Source organism: Xenorhabdus sp. SGI 60 (assembly GCF_056632175.1).
On sequence record NZ_CP196860.1, the window covers coordinates 1,958,248 to 1,981,081 of the forward strand.

Consider the following 22,834-nt stretch of genomic DNA (forward strand, 5'->3'; position numbering starts at 1 on the left):
AAACCAGATATCACTCTGGTTTTCCCCGGAAGTATTATTACGGCCTATTTCAATATACGTTTAGTTTTCTTTGGCGGAATAAGGACGAACATATTTCATAATGCACTCCAGTTTTTCACAGGTTTCCTGCCATTCTCTTTCTGGCTTTGAATCTCTGACCAAACCAGCACCAGCCTGAAGCCAGCAGCGTTCTTTATGCTGATAGAGGGAACGTAATACCAGTGCAGCATCCAGTTTACCCGCGCTATCTAAGAGCATGACACAACCACTATAAAGCCGACGTGGTTCACCTTCATAACGAGAAATGGCGTGTAAAGCAGGTTTTTTCGGTATCCCTGAAGCAGTGACTGCCGGGAATAAGGCAATAAATGCATCCCAGCGGTTTTTGTCTGTGTGTAGCAACCCTTTTACTCGTGATGCCAAATGTTGTACCGAACCACGTTCACGAATAGCCATAAATTCTGATATATAAAGCGTTTCTGGTTGACAAATCGGTGCTAATTCTTCTAATGCAAGTTTAACCGAAACAGCGTGTTCGGAAATTTCTTTCGGATCAGAAAGTAAATCGGCTCGCAGTTGCTGATCTTGCTCCTTGTCATGTGTCAATGCCCTGGTGCCAGCCAACGGTTGGGTATTAATCCAACCCGAACCCTCTGCCTCAACGACGGTTTCCGGGCTGAAACCATAAGCAGAGAAATCTCCATCACGTAAGAAGAAAGAGCGGGCAGGTGTGTTAGCCTGACGGCCCAGCCAGTAACTGTGTGTAATATCAATATTTGAACCAAGCTCAACCCGGCGTGACAGGATCACTTTTTGGTAGTGACCTGAGGCAATATCCTTAACCGCATTGGCAACGTTGTCTTGATAATTTTTTGCCGTGTCTGCTGTGTTGATAATTTCCACCTCTTTTGTCTGTGGAAAATCTGGCGTGCCTAATTGATCTGCCCGCTTGATTCTCTCGCTCAATATGGATACTTGCGCTTCTTCAAGTGTTCGTATCAAAACCTGTCCTTGAGTTATGCGTAATTCATGTTGTGGAATAGTGATTTTTATTAATGCTTCATTTTGTTGTACTAATGATGGTTCTAATGGTAACCCATACGTCATATGGGAAAACTCAAATAATGTTCTGCCATAAGCACGCCAGTCTTTAATCGGAAGAGCGTTGAGCGTTTGCTCAAGTTTCTGGCTTAATGTATTGATATCGTATGGATGACGATGACCTTGTGAATCAATCAATTGTCCCGATGCATCGGCACTGATGGTTGCGGCGCAACCTATTCCCAATGACCATTCACCTTTCATCTCATAGAGCGTACAAGGTTGTGCATCATTATCGGCAAGCAAATGGGTAACCAGATCTAACGGCGTGCTGGTAATAGCAATAGTGTGTTCATGATACTGCTGCATCAGGCTGTTATTTTTTGCTTTTTCTGTATTTTCTGCTTGCGCCATTTGTACTAACTGGAGTTTGTTGATTTTTCCCACCGCGGTTAATGGCCAGTACGCCACAAATAGCCATTGATCAGGGATTTTATGGCGCTGAACGCCTTTCTGATGCAAGAATGCTTGCATTTGTGCAGGATCGGGTTGGTTGACACTTTTTGGCAGGCAAGCACAAATGCGTTCACCCAATAGTTCGTCCGGGACAGCGATCACAACTGCGTCATCAATATCTGGATGTTGCAGTAATAATGTTTCAACTTCTAACGTTGAAATTTTTTCACCACTGCGGTTAATCTGCTCTTTAATCCGTCCTTCAACGATCAGGTTGCCATCAGGTCTGATGCGAACCAAATCGCCTGTGCGGTAGAATCCATCCGTGGTGAAAGCGACGGTATTGTGCTGTTCAGCACGGTAATATCCTGTAATGGTGTAAGGGCCGCGTGTAATCAGTTCACCGACTTCACCCGGTGTAACAGGTTGCAGATTGGTATCAACAAGGTTGATCTCATCTTCTTCTGACAATGGGCGTCCTTGGGTATAAATGATAACCTCATAAGGGTCGTCTAGTCGGGTATAGCAAAGCAATCCTTCCGCTGTACCAAATACCTGTTGCAAAGGACCAAGGCGTGTCATGACCTGTTCTGCCAGTTCCGGTGTGAGTCTGCCACCACCGACTTGTAAGCAGCGCAGGGATGAAAGGTCGCTTTGTTCCCAGTCACGAGCTTGTTCCCAGAGCCGTGCAAGAGCCGGTACTAATGCTAAATGTGTTACCTTATGCTCTTCGATCAATGGCATGGCTTCATCACAACTCGCTGTATCACTGAGGAGTACACATCCTCCCTGAGAAAACGTGCCCAGAATCCCGGGGCTGCCTAAAGTGAAGTTATGTGCAACAGGCAATACCGCTAAATAAACGCTTTCAGTATTTACTGCGCACAGACGGGCGGAAAGCACAAAATCATAGGTATAAGCATCGTGAGTACGCGGGATTAATTTTGGTGTGCCAGTCGTGCCGCCGGAAAGCAGAAGTACGGCAATATCGCCATAACTTGGACCAATAATATTGAGCGGTTCATCCTCAATGGAAGCGAAGGGGATAAATTCTTCTGCCTCGCCATCAACGATAATATGTTTCAGTTCAGGGCAAGATGCTGCAACTTCCCGTGCCATTTCTCGATAATCAAAGCCGTGGATACAATCAGGAATAATATAAGCCACCGGACGGGCAATCTGGCAAAGCGCCTGAACATCATGTGCCCGTTGGGTAGGCATTAATAATACTGGGTGAGCACCTAGCCTAAACAAGGCGAAACAAGTGACAACAAAGGAGATACGGTTAGGTAGCTGTACCATAACGTTATCACCACGGCGTATTCCACGATGGTACAAGCCGCTTGCCAGCCTTTCCGCAGATTGATGGAGTTCATGGTAAGTTAGCCGCTGTTCTTGATAGATCAGCGCTGTTTTATCCCCCCAGATACTGGACCATCCGGCAAGCTGCTGATCCAGAGTTTTGCCATTCCAAAGATAGTTTGGCGTCGTAGTAAGTGTTTTCTCTGGGATAGAAAAAGGTGCCATTATGCGAACTCCTTTGAATAAACATATTGCATGAATTGGGTAACGTGAAAAATAAAATTCTGTGGTTTTTGCGTAATGTAAAAATGATCGCCGGCAATCTCTTGGCAGCAATACGCAAGATTTTGTTTGTCACTTGCAAGCCAATGGTGCCATTGCTGAACTTCCAGAGCGGAGGCCTCTTTGTCTTCATCGCCATAAAGCAACAATGCAGGTGTTTGTAGTTTTACTGAATCAGGCTGAATAGCGTGGTAATAGTGCTCTGTAGCAAAAAAATCAGCCCGTAACATGGGTAAGAACAGGGCAAGTAATTCAGGATCTTCCCGTAAAATCGGGCTGCAACCGCCAATATCAATCAGTTGTTCAATGAATTCATGATCAGGTAATCTGCTCAGTTGGCGGCGGGATTGAAGATGAGGGGCATGACATCCCGAAAGTACCAATGCCTTGGGGGCACAGTGATGTTGTTCGAGGCGTCGGCAAGTTTCAAAAGCGACTTGAGCTCCCATACTGTGGCCGACCAGTATCAGGTTTTCTCTCTGTGCGGGAGTCAATAATCTGATCACATCAGAAAGTGACTGAGCTAATGGCGTAATGCGGGTAACGGCATGTTCATTCATACGGCTGTCACGTCCGGGATAAATCACCAGTGAAACCGCAATATCTGAATCTTCCAATATGGACCAATTCCGAAATGCACTGGTACTGCCCCCGGCAAAGGGGCAGATTAGCAGCGTATATTTGGGTTTGTTGTGCGTCGTCAGGCATGGACGGATCATCGGATGGGCTGGGAGTTTCCACGTCATCAGAATACTTCCTTCGTCAGCATCAATTGTGCCGGATCAATCCAGACCGGTGGCTGCAAATCCTGAGTCACCGGCTCTCCCATCATGCGTAAAATTTGTTGCCACAAGCCTGCCAGCTGCAATTGGTAGTCGTAGTTAAAAGCAGGGGGACAGAGTGCACCATTCAATACCGAACTTAAGGTAGTGAGTAACAATGCCACACCTTCGGCACCATCACATTCAAATGCGGTCATCCAGTTTTGGGTGGCCGGACAAAGAACTTGTGATGTTGCCTGGTGCAGATAAGCGCCTTCAGGCTGACTGGCATTCAGGTAAAGGCTTTGTTCATTATTTAGATGGTTTGGCGCATGAAGAACCGGTGTCCAGATAACCGGTCCATAGCTGGCTTCCTGCGTAAGATAACCGGCTGGCCAGATCAGCGTCATTTTATGCATAACCAGGTTGTGCATATCGGGATCTCTGGGGTCCAGATAGGATTGAACGTCTAACGTTATTGTTGTTCCCGCAAAGCTGAGTTCAAAGCAATGAAATCCGTTACTCCGTTGGCCCACATAGGCTATCTCAATCTGTTCTGGACAATGACAGGCTTGTAACAGCAGATCAAGGGCTGAAAAGAGTAACTGGCGGCTGGTTGTCAGATAACCGCTTACTGGATGTTGCTGTGATAACTGATTGATTTGATGAGCCGCATGTAACCAGCTTCTGCCAGCATGGCATTGGCTGTAAAAGCTGTTTACCCAAAACATCACATTATGCTGGTTAGCTGTTGACTGGTGTCTTTTGATCGCTTCTGCATCAAGAGGGTGTTCCTGAATGACAGAAATACCCCGTGCCAATAACGCCTGGGTTAATTGGTCGCCTTTGCCACCAATAACCTCTGCACGTATTACCACACAGGCAATATCGATATCATCCGGCAATTCATCCAATGAGCGGAATAGGGGCACACTGAAATCGCGGGCAAGTTGCTGCGAACGAGGGCTTCCTTGCGCCAAGATCCCGGCCAGTTCCAGATCTGACCGAGGCTGTAGAAACGCATTAAGATACAGTTCACCAAATTTTGAACCGACAATCAAAACCCGCCGTGGCTTTATCATATGTTCTCCTTAACAGGCTCAACAGTTGGAACTGAACTCAGAATGTTTTTCAGGCACGCAACCAGAGAGCCGACATGTTTGTGGAATAGGCTGTAATGATCACCATCAAGTTGTGTCACATTGACTGGCCCGAAAGCTCGCCAACCAAGATCAGTTGCGGTGATGGTTGTTGGATCGAGGTAATCCATAAAATCAGGCAATGCCTGCTTTGCCCGGATAAGGCAGAAAGGGTGTGAAGTCTGGGGTGGACAATAGTCAAGCAATGCCTGCAAATTATGCTGCCATATGGCATAAAGTTCAGCCAGTGAGTTATCAATCTGGGCAGATTGCGGTAAGGCTTTGAGCAGTGCTTGCAGGAAGATTTCAGTATTTGCTGCAATAGCGCTGTTATTCAGTTCGAGGCCAGGGAATTGTCCCTGCAAATCGAGCAGGAAATGACGATGACCGAATGCATCATCCAGCGTCAGATCCGTGCGTATGTTCGGAGCGAAACTATCAATCAGGATGCAATCAGAAACGCTTTCTCCGGCAGCACGTAATTGATGAGCCATTTCATAGGCCACTAATCCACCGAAAGACCAACCCGCCAGTGCATAAGGTCCTGTAGGTTGGAACTTACGGATTTGTCTGATGTAATCAGCAGCCAGCGTAGCGACAGAAGGTTTATCGATATTCATGCTCTCTGGCGCAAATGCCAGACCAATCAGGCGCTGAGTACCCCAATTGGCTGCCAAATGACGATATCCTAACAGATGCCCACCAATTGGATGGACGATAAACTTTAAGGTAGATTGTTTTAAGGTAAATTGTTCAATGTTTCCCTTGTTCAATATTACACACTGGCAAGTGTTTTCTGGTTGATGCTCAATAAATTCCGCCAATGAATGTACGGTATCGTAGGTTTGTAACAGGCTGAGTGGATATTGGCGATTAAATGTCTGATTGATTTGCACCATTAATCGCACTGCTGCCAGAGAATCCCCACCAAGAGTAAAGAAACTCTCGTGTACGTTAATATTTTGTTGCTCTAATACTGATTCCCAAAGATTTAATACCGTTTTTCCTGTCGCGCTGAGAGTCACCGAGGGGGCTGAATCCGCTTCTTGCGCTTTTTCGACCAGGGTAATCAATGTACGTTTGTCGATTTTACCGTTGTCGGATACAGGTATCGTATCGAGAATAATAAATCGCTGTGGGCACATCCAAACCGGCAAGGTTTGCTGCAACCAGTGAGGCAGTATCGGTAACAGTTCGGCAGATACTGGCGCAGTATCGGTTAAACGTAAGCCTGCAACGAGTTGCAATGCACCATTTGACGTCGTATGTGCAAAGACTATCGCTTGTTGTATATCAGGGTGTTCACATAAGCGATGCTCGATTTCGCCCAGTTCAATCCGGTAGCCACGAATTTTAATCTGGTGATCATTGCGCCCTAAAAATTCGATATTACCGTCTGGCCGCCAGCGACCTAAATCACCGGTGCGGTAAAGCCGCTCGCCCGTTTGGGGATGGATGATAAAGGCTTGTTCCGTTTTTTCTGCATCATCCCAATAACCTAAGGCGAGTCCTCGTCCACCAATATAAAGCTCGCCGGTTACCCAGACTGGACAAGGTGACAGTGCTGAATTAAGCACGTAGAAAGTCTGATTTGCTAAAGGCTTGCCATAGGGGATGCTGCACCAATGAGGATCAACCTGTGCGATAGGATAAGCAATAGACCATATTGATGCTTCGGTTGCGCCGCCCAAACTGAGCAGGTTAAGCGCAGGGTGAAGGGCAGACAATTTTGCCGGTAAAGGGGTGGGTATCCAATCACCACTCATCAATATCCAGCGCAGGCCATTCAGGGGATATGGAGAATGAGAATAGCTTCGGGCATATTCCTCAAGCAGTTGCACAAATGCCGGCACGGAATTCCAAACAGTCACCGATTCTTGTTGTAACCATGTCAGCAGTTTGTCAGGTTGCCGAATGTCACCAGGAGCAGGAATAACCAGTTTTGCCCCACAACTCAACGTACCGAAGAGGTCATAAACGGAAAGATCGAAGGTTAACTCTGATATTGCCAGCACGCTGTCGTGTTCATTGAGTGCAATGCGTTGGTTAATATCCAGAATAGTGTTGACTGCGCCCCGATGGTCTATCATTACGCCTTTTGGTTTTCCGGTCGAGCCGGAGGTGAAGATAACATAAGCTAAATCTTCTGGCTGTACAGATAAACGTTGTTCTTCGGTTACGGATAAGTTACTGAGCAATGTTTCATCCAGAGAGATGACGTGGACATGCTCAGGCCAATTCATCTGTTGAGCAAACTTAGGTTGTGTCAGTACGGTATCAACTTGCCCTGATGCCAATAACTGATGGTTCCGCTGTTGCGGATAACTGGCATCAATAGGCAGATAAGCCCGTCCTGCCAATAAAATGGCAAGCACGGCGACAACCTGTTCCCAGCCTTTTTCCATGACCACACCAATCAGGGATGAAGTCTGATTTTCCTGTGCTTGCAGATGGGCCGCCAGTGTCAGGCTGTGTGACCACAAAGTGCGATAGTCGATCTGACGCGAGGTATCGACCACAGCGGTACGTTGAGGATAACGATTTACTGCCTGTTCAACGAGTGAGCAGAGTGTATGCGATGGAAAAACGTTTTGTGTCGCATTGCTGTTCTGGCACAAAGCGCGATCGGTTGTCGGCAGCCAGTCAGGAAGCGGGGTGTCCCACTGGTAAACCGGTTCAAGCAAGGCAACAACACAAGCTTGATAATGGGCAAACATGTTTTCTGCCACTTGGGGTTGGAACAGTTGTGGCAAGATCGCCCATTGTAGGGTGACACCCCCTTCTGTACCGGAAATTAACATACAGTCGAGATAAACATGGGGAGTTTGCGCACCAAAGAGCTTGAGTGTTCCCAACCCTGATGGCCCTTTGCCCGCTGTACCGGTTGTATCGTTGAATACAATCGGCATACCGGCGTTTAGGTTGTGGCGGTGTTGATTTTTCTCCCTAAGTACCAGTTGCCCGTCAAACAGCGCATGTTGAAGATCGGCCAGCCATTGCCGTTGTATCCGGCTTACAGCATCACTGAACCCTGTAATATTGCGCAGATCCACTTCCAGCAATGATGTGGTCGACAGATTGCCGACTAACGTATCGCAATACTGAGGCATTAACAGGCGGTTACCATGCAGGACATTGATGGTGAAATGCTCGTTGTTGCTCCACATGGACAAAACATGAGCAAATAGGGTTAGCATCACTTGTGAAGGTGATATGCGATATTCTGCGGCACGTTGTTGCAAACGCTGCCATTGTTGTGGGCTGATATGTCCGGTCAGGCACTGTTGATCGAGTTGCTGTGACTGATGATCTTGTAGTGGTAACACCGGAGCATCAGGTAACGAAGGTAAGCGATCAAGCCAGTATTGCCGGCTTTGTTGCCAGATTTCTCCGGTTTTCTCATTCTCCAGTGCCTGAATATAGTCGCCAATCGTTGCTGCCGGTGGCTCTGGTTGCCAGTCAGGTTCCTGATATCCATGGTGTAAATCACGTAAGATTAACGTCAGGCTTTTACCATCCGCAACCAGCAGGTCGATGTTCAAATGCAATAAATATGCCTGATCATCGGTATGGTACAGCGTTAAATCAAACAGCGGCCAGTTGTCGCTGGGAACGCCTTGAGTACGTAGCGTGTCGCGGGCATGATTCAGTTGCGCCTCGCGTTCATTTGACAACATGTCACGGCAATCAATGATTGTTGGTGTATAGCGGGGAACTGCCGGCAAAATGCGATATTGCCCATCCTTCACATAACCGCGTAATTGCGCATGATGGTTTATCACACGGTTCCAGGCGGCGGTGAAACGAGGCAGGTCAAGCCCGTTGATAGCCAGTTCCGCATAGAAATGAGCGATACCGTTACCAAATTGGAACAGTTGGCTCTCTCCCAGCCAATAAGCGTATTGTAGTGCGGTAAGTGGCAAAATCTGCTCAGATGCAGGTTCAGTTTGAGGCGGTATCACAAGTGTCGCTGAACGGGTTTCGGCTACCCGCAGAGTACGACAAAATTCACTTAACTTAGTGTGTTCGAATAGCTGTTGCAGACTGGCTTGTTCGTAACCTTGGCGGCGTAGTTGCACCACCATTCGGGTGGCAATCAGGCTGTCTCCGCCACTTTGGAAAAAGTCACTGTGACGCTGTATTGACTGAGGCAGCAGTGAACGCCAGAGCGCAATAACTTGTTGTTCAATATCATGAAGTTGGTCATCTTCTGTTTCTGGTTGACCGGTTTCTGTGATTAACGGTTGTACCATGCTCTCTTTCGCTGTCATTATCAATGGTAACTGCTCTTGCTGTTGAATATGCAATGAGTAAGGCAAGGTGGAAAATTGGGCTGCTATTTCACTGATATTAAGCCGTGCTTGTTGTTCAACCCGTGCCAGGATCAGCTGTTGATGCAGTTCAGGCCCGTTTTGCCCCGGCCATTCCAATGAAACCCGATAACCGGATTGCGTCAGGCACTGACGCCAGCCTGCAAGTTCCATCAATGCACTATTACCGTGATTATCACCGCGATCGTCAACCCAGGCGTTAATACCTTCAATAAATCCGACACTGGTGAGTTGCATGGCACTTTCGTGTTTGGTTGATTCAATAATCAGCAACCATCCACCGGCTTTCAATAAACGGGAGAGGCGTCGCAGGGTATTTCTCAGATGGATCGCATCATGTAATACGTTAACCGCCATAATCAGGTCATAACCGGATGCTGGGTGCTGACTAAAATCAATACGCTGGTTAATATCGAACAGGGCAAATTTTACCGTTTCTCCGTAATGATTGAGTAACTGGCGGGCATCATCCAGGAATAGCGGTGAAACATCCGTAAAGTGGTAGCTTTGAATGACTTGTGCATTGTGTGTCAGTACTTTCTCTGAGGTTGCTCCGGTTCCTGCACCAACTTCCAGTACAGAGAAATGTTCGGATGTCTGGCTCAATTGCCGGACAATTTCAGCGGCAGCTTGGTTCAGGCAACGTAAGGCGGGGTTCTCACTGTAGAGGCTGGTTGTGATTTGTTTATCGGCGAACAGCAGTTCCAATGCATTGCCACGTCCGGCAAGCAGGGTATCATGTTGTTCGATGCAGGCGGTGACATAACGACTAATGGTTTGACACCATACTGCATCATCCAGTTTTGCTGTAGGGACCGGAACATGGCTAAGTGGTTGCAGGCAACGATATCCGTCAGCGGTTTTTTCAATAAACCCCTGATTATTGAATAACGTCAGCCATTGGGTCAGCAGGCGTTGATACTGTGGCGCCAGTTGTAAGCGTTGTTCAATCTCTTCACGAGAGTGATATTGTTGTGCAGCAGTGAATAAGTTATGGCGCAGTAAGGTCTGGCTCAGGCCAAATAACGCTTGTTGCTCAATATGTTGCCAGGAGCGCTCAAACACTTGTTGTTCTGCCAGCGTCGGTAACGGTAAGGCATCGGTGTTGATAACCAGCGGTTCTGGCAGTGATAATGGCAAATGATCTTCTGCAACCAACCATATGTTGTAACCTTGTGTATCGTCCTGACGAGGCTGAATTTCTGCCAGCCGTATTTCAGGTTTAGTACGCAGATAGTGTTCGGCTTGACGCAATTCAGGGTGTTGCGGCCAGAAGTCATAACGCGTATGACCAGACGGTGGCGTATGCAGATCATAATACTCCATGCGTTCAGGCTGGTGGCAAATTTGCACTAACAGCGCGTTATAAGCGGCAAACAGTGATTCGATAACACCTGCCTCTAGCACATCATCCATGCAATACCAGTTAAACAGCAGCTCCCCCTCGACTTCCATGACCTGATGATCTAACCAGACTTGTGGTGTCTGGCTCAGAACAAAGACCGGATCGCCCAATAATTGAGTGATGGATTGTTTGATAGCGACACCTTCTTGTGCCATTCCTAACATACTGGTGAAAACGACCGGTGTCAGTGGCTGTCTGCTTTGAGTTTCGCCATTTTGTTGGCGGCCAAGTTCCCGCAACACTTCAACACCATTGACATGACTATGGCTTAACCGTTGCCAGAACAAAGCCTGAGTTTTTTCCATGCTGGCACGCAGGGAGGTTGTCTTGCGTAAATCAAAATCCATCAACATCACTGAGGTAAAATCACCAATCAGTTCTTGCACCTCTGGATGGAAAGGTTGCCGATTAAAGAAAGTCAGGTTAAGGGTGAACAGCGGATGACGGCTGTACCATTCAAGGGTATGGGCAAACAGCGTCAACAAGCCAGCGGAAGGTGTGACTCCCCATTTTTTCCAACTCTGTTTAAGGCGTTGCCAGTCAGATTGCGCCAACCGACCTTCATAAGTCGTGAATTGTGGCTGATTACGTTGAGACAATTGTGGTTGAGATAATTGTGGTTGAGATAATAGTGGATTCAACGGTAATCGTGGCGCGGGCGGCAATGAAAGTAATTGTTCCTGCCAGTATGCCCATGATGCCCGCCATTCTTTACTTTCACGTTGCGCTTGTTCTGCCATCACATAATCGCGGAAAGTAAATGCTTGTGGGGCCAGAGGTTGTTGATGATAAGCGAGTTGTAGATCGTCCATCATGATCCGGAAACTTTGTACATCAAACTGCAACAGATCCAGGTTCATATGTAAGCGACAACGTTTATTCGGTAGCAGTGATACAGAGACATCAAACAACGGCCACTGTTCTGCCGGTGGTACTTGGTAGGAGAGGGTATGACGACGCTGGGCCAAAGCCTGTTCGCAGGCGGTATTATCCCGCGTGCGCAAATCAGCCTGAGACAGAACATACCACGGCGTTTCCGGCAAGATCCTTTGTTGCCCATCTTCGTCGACTATCATGCGTAACATGCCATGGCGCTGAATCAACGCATTCCATGCCTGTTCAAAACGCGGGATATCAAAGTTATCCAGTGCCAGATCCCATTCAAATAAGACGTGACAAGCGACTCCCCCAAAATCAATGGCCTGTGTACGACCAATCCAGTAAGCGTGCTGAATGGGGGTCAGAGGAAAGGGAGCGTGACGCTGGGAACTGTCAACAATTATCTCAGGTTGGGAAGAGATGGCAGGCTGCTCAGGCAGGGCATTCCCAATGAGCGTATTAAGTCCCTCTAGTGTCATATTTTGATAAGCCAAACCAGCGGTCAATCTAAAGCCAAATTGCTGGTGGATCGCCGCGTTCAACTCCAGGAATAGCAAGGAATCCAAACCGAATTGTAATAAATCCTGTTGTGGTTCTAAACATTCAGGCTGTTCCAGGCGCAATAAAGTTGCAACACGCTGACGCAACCAGTTAAGCCGTTGTTCATTGTCCAGATACCGTGTGTTATCGGCAGAGAGTGAAGATGCGGATTTTGCAATTATATGGGGGACATCAGTCTGCAAGCGTCGCGAAATATCAGGGTGATGTTCATCTAGCCGCATTGCCAGATAGCAAGGAGATACGGTGTACAGAAATTGATTGAGATGCCAGATACCTTCATTTGTGCTGAACGGCAACATGCCATCTTGCGCCAGTTTTTCTACCAACCGCCGGTCGCTGGCCATACCAATGCCACCCCAAACGCCCCAAACCAACGTTTTAACCATCAATTGATTTGGTGCTGTTAGCGCTAAAGATTCCAGACAAGCGTTGGCGATGGCATAAGCACCCTGCCCTTGGGCACCTAACATTGAGGCGGCAGAAGCGTGCAGCAACAGGTATTGTGCATTATGTTGTTGGAGCGCAGTTTGCAACGCCGATGCGCTGTGAGCCTTGACGGATAAGAGTTGTGACAGGTGTTGACGCTCAAGTTTTGCCAGTGGAGTATGGTCGGCAATGCCTGCGGCATGGATCGCGCCCGCGATACGATCTTCTTGTGCCAGAGCTTGCACCGCATTTAGTAAGGCTGGTGTATCAGTGACATCAAGGTTAATCCAACGTATTTCACCTTCGCTACTCAGTGACAATTCTTGCACAAAATCATCCCAATCCGCATGTTTGCGGCGGGCAAACACGGCAATCTTGCGTGCGCCCTGGGTCAGCAACCAACGGATGGAAATGCGGCCGATACCGCCCATGCCGCCTGTAATAATGTGCCAACCCTGATGGGGAATTGATATCGGCTGCTGTGACAGTTGTTGTGATAATGGTAATGATTGGCGTTGTAAAACCGGCACAGCGATTTGATTTCCGCGTACTCTCAGCCAGCGATTGTGTCCATAATTCTGTGCATCCAAATAGCCAAGCGCTAATGACAAAGCGTCCGTATCGTAGATATCAGCGATATCAATCGCCTGAATGCGGCGGTGGGGATACTCTTCAACCGCGACACGCAGCAATGCCCAAATAGCGTATTGGGCAGGATTGATATCCTCTTTTAATAAGGTGGATTCTGGTTGGGCACAGCAGGTTACAACGGTTAAAGGTGCTGTTTCATCGCGTTTTAGTTCACTAATAACCTGATCACATAATTCTGCAACATCATTGCCTTCAAGCAGCAATAACCTATTTCCGTTTTCAGGCTGTAAATGAATACCTGCCTGACGCCAATGATTGATCATCTCGCCATTTGCGGTATTTATTGTGCGCCAATGCAAGGCATAGTGAGTATCAGGGCATGGCCGCGGTGTAGGAAGCCAGGCTTTTGTCATAGATCGAGGTGCCACCGACTGACGGGGCAGATCAGCACGATCACTCAACAGAGCGAATAGGCGCTCACCCGCATAAATCAGTGCCGGGAAAGCCGTGAACAAACTCGCCTCTAATAACCGGCGTCTGGCATAAGGCAAGGCACGGTAAGGACGATATATTTTACTTACCGTTGGAGCGGAAATTTCCTGGTAATAACCTTGCTGCACACAGTGGGTTAATAACTGCTCCAGCAACGGACGCCAGCAAGGTTGTAGCCGACCAGCCCGAATCGTGTCGATGGCACTGAAACCTTGTCCGGCCTCACGCCCATGACACTGATATATCAATGCATCGGTATACAATGCCCGCAGTATTGCTGCATCGGAGTTTTGTTCAATGGCAGGATCAAGCAGGGAATTGACATCAAGCTTAGTGTTGGCTAAGAGTGGCTCGGTTTTGCTTACAGGTAATTCGGTTGCGGAGAAGCGGTAATGCTGCTCATCAAATGGATAGAGTGGGGCATGGCATTTTACTCCGGTGAATGGGAAGAGATGCTGCCAGTCAAGATGTGTACCGGCACAGTAAAGTTGCACGAGTGCCGTTTGTTGAGCTGCTTCTGGGGAGCTTTGACGATATGCACTCGCAATCCAGGTTTCCTGCGGCAGACTGGCACGTCGTCCGATCCCTGTTAGCTGTGCATCAGCACCAAATTCCATGAACAGTGCAACACCTTGTTGGCGGGCAAACTCAATAGCCTGATGATAACGTACCGTGTGGCGCATATGGTTACACCAGTAATCTGGTGAGCCTAATTGCTCATCATCTGCCAGATTGGCTGTCAAGGTAGAAATGAGTGGAATTTCTCCCGATGCAGGTTGTAACCGACTGCAATACAGGGAAAATGCTGCCAGAACAGGATCAAGCATGGCTGAATGTGCGGCACAGGCAACATTAAGCCGTTGGCAACGAATCTGCTGCTGTTCCAGACGTTGTGCCAGGATAGCAATTTCTGTCTTAGTACCGGCCCAAACCCAGTGTTGCGGGCCATTGCAAACCGCCAGATCCAAAGATAATGAATGAGTAAAAGGAAGAATATCTTCTTCGTTGGCAAAGGCTGCCAGCATTGCGCCTCCCTGGGTGCAGCTTTGCATCAGTTTGCCCCGTACCGCGACCAGCGGCATGATTTGTTCAGGCGTGAAAATGCCGGCAACAACGGCAGCCGCGAACTCACCGACAGAATGCCCCAGTACATAATCCGGTTTTAACCCAAGTGCACGCCAATGTGCTGCCAACGCAATTTGATGAGCCACAATGGCTGGTTGTGCATATTCGGTGGTCGCTAGTGCGGCATCATGCTCGCCGAACATAACGGCTTTTAGTGGCAGTGCTAATTCGGTGGCACAGGCGGTACAGCAACGATCTAACATGGCGGAGAAAACAGGAGAACTGGCATACATGGCTTTTCCCATGCCAGACCATTGACAACCCTGACCGCTGAATTGCCACAGTTGCTTGTTTTCATTTTTGGTTTGCCCGCTAAAGAGGTTTGGTGTTGCGATATTGTTCGCAAAAGCGGATAGGCTCTCCGCATTTTTCTCACTATCTTGTGGCGATAATGTCAGCGCTAAACGCCAGGGCAGTGAAAGATCGCGCCCCTGCAATGCAGTCCAGGCCAGATCGGCATAATGTTCCGGGGTATTATTGAGTGCAGTCGCGTAGCGTTGCGCCAACTGACGTAATGAGGCTTCAGAAGCTGCAGAAAGCAGCAACGGTGCTGTTGGTGAATGGTTAATACGGCGACGATGTAATTCTGTTGGCAATGATTGCACCACAATATGACAGTTAGTGCCGCCAATACCGAATGAAGAAACGCCGGCGGTACGCAATTCTTGCGTCCAACGTTGCCCTTGTGTTGCCAGCCTGAACGGGCTTTCTTGCAGTCGTAATGCCGGATTGGGTTGCTGTACATTGAGAGTTGGAGGGATGTAACCATGCCTGACGGACAGAACCACTTTGATCAAACTGGCAATACCTGCGGCAGTATCGAGATGACCGATGTTGCTTTTTACTGAACCAAGATAACAAGGCGGTACTGACCCACTGCGGTCAGAGAATACAGTGCGTAATGCATCAACTTCAATGGGATCACCCAGTGGTGTCCCTGTGCCATGTGCTTCAATCATGCCGACGTCATCAATGCTGACATCAGCCAATTGTAATGCTTCGCTAATCACACGGCGTTGACCCTTCAACGAAGGTGCCGTAAAGCCAACTTTTTCGTTGCCATCGTTATTAATTGCACTGCCACGCAACACGGCCATGATGGGATCGCCATCGCGTAAGGCATCACTCAGACGTTTCAGTGCGACAACACCAACACCATTGCCGCCGTAGGTGCCATTTGCCTGACTATCAAAGGGTCGACAATGCCCGTCAGGTGAGAAGATCATCCCTGGTTGATACAAGTAACCGCTTTCTTGTGGGAAAGAAACCGCCACACCACCGGCCAGGGCCATGTCACACTCACCGGAACGCAGGTTCTCACAAGCCATATGTACGGCAACCAGTGAACTTGAACAGGCTGTTTGTACGGTGAGTGCAGGACCTTTCAGGTTTAATTTATAGGCAGTACGAGTCGCAAGATAATCTTTATCATTACTCATTAACGCCTGTAATCCTTTCACCTTGCCAACATCGGTCATCGCAAACTGTGACCATGAAGGCCAGGTACTGATCCGGCTGCAACCAAAGACACCGGTTTTCAGGGGGACATGACGCGGTGCATAACCGGCATGTTCAAGCGCATGCCAGGCTGTTTGCAGGAATAGACGCTGTTGAGGATCGAGCATTTCTGCTTCCTGACGCGAATAGCCAAACAGCGTGGCGTCAAATTGTTCCGCGTTCTCCAGTATTGCAGCCTGATTGACAAAGTTTTCACTATCAATGAGTTCAGGAGGAATACCTGCATCCAATAATGTTTGACGGGAAAGTGTCGTTGTACACTCAACCCCATGTTGCAGGTTATGCCAAAAAGTATCGCTATCTGGTGCCTGTGGAAAACGACAGGCAAGGCCAATCACTGCGATGGGATCGCAATTATCGTAGTGAGGCGTTAAGTGAGTCATTGTACAGCTCCTTTATGACGTTTTTCCCGTTGTTGCAGCCGCTTTTGTTGTTGACGTTGACGAAGGGTGATTGACTGGCCATTTTCGTTTGGGGCCTCTTTGCGGCAACGTAAACTGAGCGCCTCTGGTGTCGGATAAGCAAATAAATCAGTAACAGCAAGATGCTGGAAGCCCGCATGTTGTAATTTGTTATGCAGTTGAACGAGCTGTAGCGAGCTGGCTCCTGCCTCAAAAAAGTTTTGTTGAGCATTTATCGGGCAATGGGTTACAGATAAAAACAGGCGTTGAATTTCATTGCATGTTTCACGGCATATTTGTGGCTCGAATCCTTCTACGCGTGGTGATGATGCAATAGCCACAGCAGGATTATCTGCAACGATCATGCTTTGCTGACGTGGCAGCAGTTGCTCCAAAGCTGAATGCCAACTTTCTGGTTGTGCAGCGAGGGTGCGCAATAGCGCCATATAGCGGTTGAACATGTTTTGTAACTGGTGTGGTTCAAATAATTCTTCGACTGCATCCCAGTTCAGGCAAAGTTCATCATCAGATTCGTAAACCTGATGATCCAGCCAGATTTGTGGGGTTTGCGAGATCCCCCAAACCGGTTTCATCCATGATGAACGTGAAAGGAATTGTCCTTCGTGTGTTCCCAACGCACTGGTGAAAACGACTGGCATAACGGCAGCATCAGGGCCACGGCGCTGTGCCAGTTCGCGCATCACTCTGATCGCTGAAATATGGCGGTGATCCAGATCTTGCCATAGCTGTTGTTGCAACCTGCGTGCACTTGATAACCAGTTTTTCTCTGGATGCCAGGCCAGTAGTGATAGTGAGGTGAAATCACCCAAAATATGTTTAATATCCTCATGCCAGTGTGGGCGATCGAATAGGGTAAGATTAAGGGTTAACTCCGGTCTGGTACTGAATGCGGACAGAACGGCGGCATAAGCGGCAATCAGGAGCGCAGAAGGCGTTATTTGATGGGCGGCTGCCTGTTGTTTTAATTTCTCCCATTCATGTGCAGATAACTGATCGCTATAGCGCACAAAATGCGGGGATTGAACACGTTCTGGTGCAATACGCAATGGTAGTTGCGGAGCCAATGGCAATGTTTTCATTTGCTCTTGCCAGTATTGCAGTGAACGCTGGTGTACCGGCATTTGTTGCTGGTGTAATACACAATCACGGAATGTCACTTTCAGTGGCGGTAATGTGTGCTGTTCGTTGAGATATAGCTGCTCTAATTCAGCCAGCAATATCTGCATACTTAACCCATCTAATAGCAGGTTATCCAGACTAACAAATAGTCGGGAGACAAGGCCGTTGTCTTGTGCAAGTTGGAAATCGAACACCGGCCAGCGACTGACATCGAATACTTGATGTGACAGACAGTCGCGTAAGGTGTCTGCCTCAGTAATATCAGCAAATCGGTGTTGTTTAACGGAGAAGGTCGGGACATTTTGTAATATCTGTTGTTGTCCGTTAATCACAACCGTCCTGAGCATAGGATGACGTTGGATCAGGCGATTTAACACCCGATTCAGGCGCTGAACATCTAACTGTTCTATCCGGTATTCGATAAAGAAATGCGCACCAATGCCGCTCAGAGAAAAACCAGGGTAGCGCCCGACCAGATAAGCTTGCTGAACTTCGGTTAATGGGAAAGGCTCATATTCATCTTGCTCTTCTGAAATTGCATAGGTTGCTGATGAAGATTCGGACAAAGAAGCCAGTGTTGAGGCAAACGCCGCTAATTGCGGGTTACGGAAAAGGTGACCCAGTTCGCCTTTAAGGCCTTGTTGTGCTAGTTCACCAATCAGACGGGTAGCTAAAAGACTGTCACCGCCAAGTTGGAAAAAGTCGCTGTTACGGCCCAATTGCGCTGTATTCAGCAGGCGTTGCCAAATATCGCCAACGGTTTGCTCCACCGTATTTAACCAGGCCATTTCAGGCTGAGGCGTTGTTGTATCTGTTTTTGTGGCGGATGTAGTGGCGAACTGAAGAGATTGTGCCAGCGCTTTACGGTCGATTTTGCCGTTAGGTGTCAGGGGCAGACGCGGAATAACATGCAAACGCTGTGGGATCATATAGCTTGGCAAATGGTGTGCCAGCGCTAATTTGATTTTTTCCCGATCAGGTATAGTGACGTTGTCACTTGTTTGCATCAACAACACACTCAGGTTGCCGACGATAACCGGTGTTTCCGCTTGCAATGGAAGAAGAGATAACCATTCTGATGCAGAGCGTAACTGAATACCTTGAGGTGAGAGCAACTCGGCCGTAATCAGGGAGATAGAGGATACTTGTTGCAACTCCATTGCCAATATCAACGCACCCGGTTGTGCCAGTGGAAGTAATGCCTTGATGCAATTTGTTGGGTCTTCCTCGCGGTGTAATACATTGTTTAGCAAGATGATATCTGCCTGATACTGTAGCGATTCGGGACTATTTTTCTCAGACCAAGAGTGTACTGATGTGTGAGTATAGCCACTTAACCTTGTTTGCATCTGGTTAATCAGAGCCTGAGAACGTTCAAAGCCGATATAAGACAGATGTTGGTCAGTAATATGTTCTGCCAGCCACTGAGCACAGAGGCCGCTGCGGGCATCGAACTCTATTAAAGTAACGGGGCGTTGTAACCGCTGGGAAAGGGCAATGATGACCTGTTTCAATCCTGTCAACCATTGCTGGGTTTCTGGTTGGACAAAGAGTTGTTGCTCCGGTGCAAATTGCGGATCATCAAGTAATGTGACGGCTGCCTGCTGTCCGGTCAGAATATTACGCAGCGTAGAGTGCCAGCGTGCGGGAATGCGTTTCGCTTCATTACTGAATGGGATGGATGGCAATCCAGCCTGATAGATATGATGTGCAGGTTCAGCCAATAGTTTGCATTGGCAAAGATGCGTCAGCATACGGGCAAACCAGCTATGGTATTCCGGCAGTGGTTGATAGTGTTTCAGACAATCGGTGAGCGATTGAGGTGCAGTAAATGTAATGCCGTGACGAGACAGGTGTTCAAGTAGAAATAGCGCAACTTCGTCATGATGTTTATGATTGCCATCGGTTATTGCCTGCATTGCAGGGAACAGATCACGATAGTGCGTTGGTAATTGTGGCGCCCGATTTATGCGCTGGCACAAAGCATCGCCTGCCAACTCCAGGAATGCCACCAGCGATTTCTCTTTTTCGCCACAAGCTAAGGCTACGCCTTTACTGATACCTATGACTTGATTGAGGGCCGCATCGATTTCTCCCAGTTCAATTCGGTAACCCCCAATTTTCACTTGGCTATCACGGCGGCCCATAAATTCAAGCCAGCCTTCGGGGTGATAACAACCCAGATCCCCGGTACAGTACCAGCGTTCACCTTGATCAATAACAAATTGGGCAGCCGTGCGTTCTTCATCATTAAAATAGCCTAGCGCTACACCGGCACCACCAATCCACAGTTCACCAACAACCCAGTCAGGGCAATCACGGCCATCTTCACCCACGACACGGTAACATTGGTTTGCGAGAGGATAGCCATAAGGGATAGAACGCCACTGCTGGTCAACTTCCTTAACGATATATTCATTTGACCAGATAGCCGCTTCCGTTGCGCCTCCCATTGCACTTAATACACCATCAGGATTGAATGCACGGTAACGTTCAGGCAGCGACAAACCGATCCAATCCCCGGACAACATCACAGTACGCAGCGTTTTCGGTGTATCAATTTCCATCCCTTCACAATAGGTTAGCAACATATCAAACAGTGCCGGTACACTGTTCCACAACGTAACGTGATGGCGCTCGATCAGCATTTCCCAGCTTGATGGATCGCGGCGTTGTGCTTCATTAATTAATACCAGCGCGCCTCCGGCACTGAGAATGCCAAAAATGTCATAAACAGAGAGATCGAAATGCAGGGCGGAGAGTGCCAGCAAACGGTCATGGCTTTGAACTTGATGACGCCGATTGATATCCAGACAGGTATTCAGTGCGCTTTGGTGGCTAATCACCACACCTTTTGGCATACCGGTCGAACCAGAGGTATAAATGATATAAGCCGGATCAGTCACCGCGCGTTCAACCCTGTGTGTTAAGGGCAGTAACTGCTCATCCTGATGCCAGGAAATGCAATATATATCCTGTGACCAGTCATTATTCTGCTGCTTAGGATCAATGATAACGACATTGATTCCGGCACTTTCACAGATAGCCCGACGTCGGTTGAGTGGCTGATCCACGGGAACCGGAACATAAACACCGCCAGCATAAAGTACAGCCAGTACAGCGACAATTTGTCCGATGCCTTTGTCCATGCTAATAGCAACACGATCTCCCGGCATAACCGACATTTTTTGCAATCCGGCGGCTAATCGGCGGGCTGCCAGGCAGAGTTCGCTATAACTCATTTGTTCGTGATGAGTCATTAAAGCGACAGCATTGGGGGTCTGTTCTGCTTGTGTAAACACCGCTTCATGCAACAAGGCATTGGGTAACGGTTCAACCGTTTTATTCATTTGGCGTCGCAGACGGTATTGCGACTCAGGCATCAGATCCGGTAACTTTTCGTGCCATTGTGTCGCGTTTTCCGTCAGGTTCTCAATCAACCCCTGATAGGTTGTGAATAGCGTATCCATCAAGCCGGCAGGGAACAGTCCGTCGTTGCTATCCCACTGGATATTCAGGGCGTCTTCATGTTCAAAGGCAACGAAATCCAGCCATACCTGAGGTGTTTGTGATATTCCCCAATTAGGTTTACCCAGGACATCACGGGTATTCTCACCATATAAAGGCCGGCCTAAATTGCTGGTAAATACAACTGGCGCGCCATGAGGGTGGTTACCTCGCTTCTTGAGTTCACGCAGAACTTCTACACCAGACCAATGACGATGTTCGTAAGCTTCGGTAAATGTTGCTTGTGCATCCTGAGCCAGTTGGCAGAACGGTAAATTATCGCCAGGGATGTCCAACAGCAGAATATTAGTAAAATCGGCCAGAATGTTATCAACCGCGTTATGTAGCGGAGCTCTGTCAAATAACGTCAGGTTGAATAACAAGCGTGTTGCATTGCTCCAGCGGCACAATAAAGCGGCAAATGCCGTCGCCAATGCCATCGTTGGCGTTACGCCATTTTGTTGTGCGAGTTGCTTAAAACATTCCCAATGCTCAGGCGATAAACGAAAACATCTGCGCTGGACCCGAACATTTTTTATCAGGGAAGGATCTCTGGCCAACGGAAGTTGGGGGGCAAGTGGCAAGGTGTCTAATCGGTTACGCCAGAATACCTCTGCTTCCTGTCGTGCTTGCTTAAATTGTGCCTGATATTGTGTCAGGTAACTGCAAAAATCATAGTCAGAAGAAATAGCAGGCAAGCTGCGTTTGGCAATTAATGCCGCCAGTTCGGTAAAGAACAGACTAAAACTGGCGGCATCCATGATCAGCAGATCGATATTGGCATGCAGCCGATGTTGATTATTACCAAACAGGCTAAGTTGGAGATCAAACGTTTCCCCTTCTTCAACCCGTAATACGCGATGGCTGAGCTGTTCACGTATATTGTCCAGCGCTTGTTGCTGTTCATCAACTGACTGATGGCGGAGATCGTGAACCGTTAATTTTTTCCAGTAAGCACTGGTCATACCTTGCTGGCGGGCATCCGGCAAAAAATGCACACGTAACATCGGATGCCGCTGGATCAGCCTGTGAATAGCCGCTTCCAGTCGTTCTGGTTCCAGCCCGATACCATCAAACTCCTGGTACAGATGACAACCCACTCCCCCCAACATTTGCTCCGGTGAACGCCCAACAAAATAAGCATGTTGTACCGCCGTCAATGGGAATGGGCGAGCATCAACAATCCGTGGCTGTGGCGCTGTCTCTTGGGGGACGGTGTGGGTGACCGGGGTATAGCGTTGCAGAAGTTGGCTCCAGGCATGCAGCGTTGGCTTTTGGTAAAGTTCGCGCAGGGTGACACGATGTCCTTGACGTCTAAACTGGTTTAGCAATGCCATGATTTGCATTGAATCCAGCCCATTGCGGATTAAATCGTCATGATCGCCCACCAAAATATTTTTTTGATTAAACAGGCCAGCGATAAGCTGGCGCAATGAATCAGGAGAGAGAAGGTCCGTGTGCATGAGTAAATCCTATA

Annotated in this window: 5 protein-coding genes; all 5 read right to left on the minus strand. The window is 48.2% G+C overall.

Translation table 11 applies throughout. The annotated features are described in order from the left end of the window. Nucleotides 1–60: 60 nt before the first annotated feature. Genes ACSJJG_RS09295 through ACSJJG_RS09315 form a run of 5 tightly spaced genes read right to left on the minus strand, consistent with a single transcriptional unit; the run spans nt 61 to nt 22,820 of the window. A complete protein-coding gene (locus ACSJJG_RS09295; RefSeq protein WP_481089178.1) occupies nt 61–3,024 on the minus strand; it encodes a salicylate synthase in 2,964 nt (987 codons plus the stop codon). Beyond that, on the minus strand, nt 3,024–3,827 hold the full coding sequence (locus ACSJJG_RS09300) for a thioesterase II family protein (protein ID WP_481089179.1): 804 nt from the start codon (nt 3,825–3,827) through the stop codon (nt 3,024–3,026). Before ACSJJG_RS09300 ends, ACSJJG_RS09295 begins: the two co-directional genes overlap by 1 nt. Then, nucleotides 3,827–4,924, minus strand: a complete 1,098-nt coding sequence (locus tag ACSJJG_RS09305; protein ID WP_481089180.1) for a Gfo/Idh/MocA family oxidoreductase — start codon at nt 4,922–4,924, stop codon at nt 3,827–3,829. The genes ACSJJG_RS09300 and ACSJJG_RS09305 overlap by 1 nt, the downstream gene beginning before the upstream one ends. Continuing rightward, the gene (locus tag ACSJJG_RS09310) at nt 4,921–16,692 is read right to left on the minus strand and encodes an amino acid adenylation domain-containing protein (RefSeq protein ID WP_481089181.1); all 11,772 of its coding nucleotides are present in this window, start codon (nt 16,690–16,692) and stop codon (nt 4,921–4,923) included. Before ACSJJG_RS09310 ends, ACSJJG_RS09305 begins: the two co-directional genes overlap by 4 nt. Next, the gene (locus ACSJJG_RS09315; RefSeq protein WP_481089182.1) at nt 16,689–22,820 is read right to left on the minus strand and encodes an amino acid adenylation domain-containing protein; all 6,132 of its coding nucleotides are present in this window, start codon (nt 22,818–22,820) and stop codon (nt 16,689–16,691) included. The genes ACSJJG_RS09310 and ACSJJG_RS09315 overlap by 4 nt, the downstream gene beginning before the upstream one ends. Nucleotides 22,821–22,834 lie beyond the last annotated feature (14 nt).

Bases quoted from the DNA above. Each gene is read 5' to 3' on its own strand.
- ACSJJG_RS09295 (WP_481089178.1), bottom strand. From the start codon at position 3,024: ATGGCACCTTTTTCTATCCCAGAGAAAACACTTACTACGACGCCAAAC.
- ACSJJG_RS09305 (WP_481089180.1), bottom strand. From the start codon at position 4,924: ATGATAAAGCCACGGCGGGTTTTGATTGTCGGTTCAAAATTTGGTGAA.
- ACSJJG_RS09300 (WP_481089179.1), bottom strand. From the start codon at position 3,827: ATGACGTGGAAACTCCCAGCCCATCCGATGATCCGTCCATGCCTGACG.
- ACSJJG_RS09315 (WP_481089182.1), bottom strand. From the start codon at position 22,820: ATGCACACGGACCTTCTCTCTCCTGATTCATTGCGCCAGCTTATCGCT.
- ACSJJG_RS09310 (WP_481089181.1), bottom strand. From the start codon at position 16,692: ATGACTCACTTAACGCCTCACTACGATAATTGCGATCCCATCGCAGTG.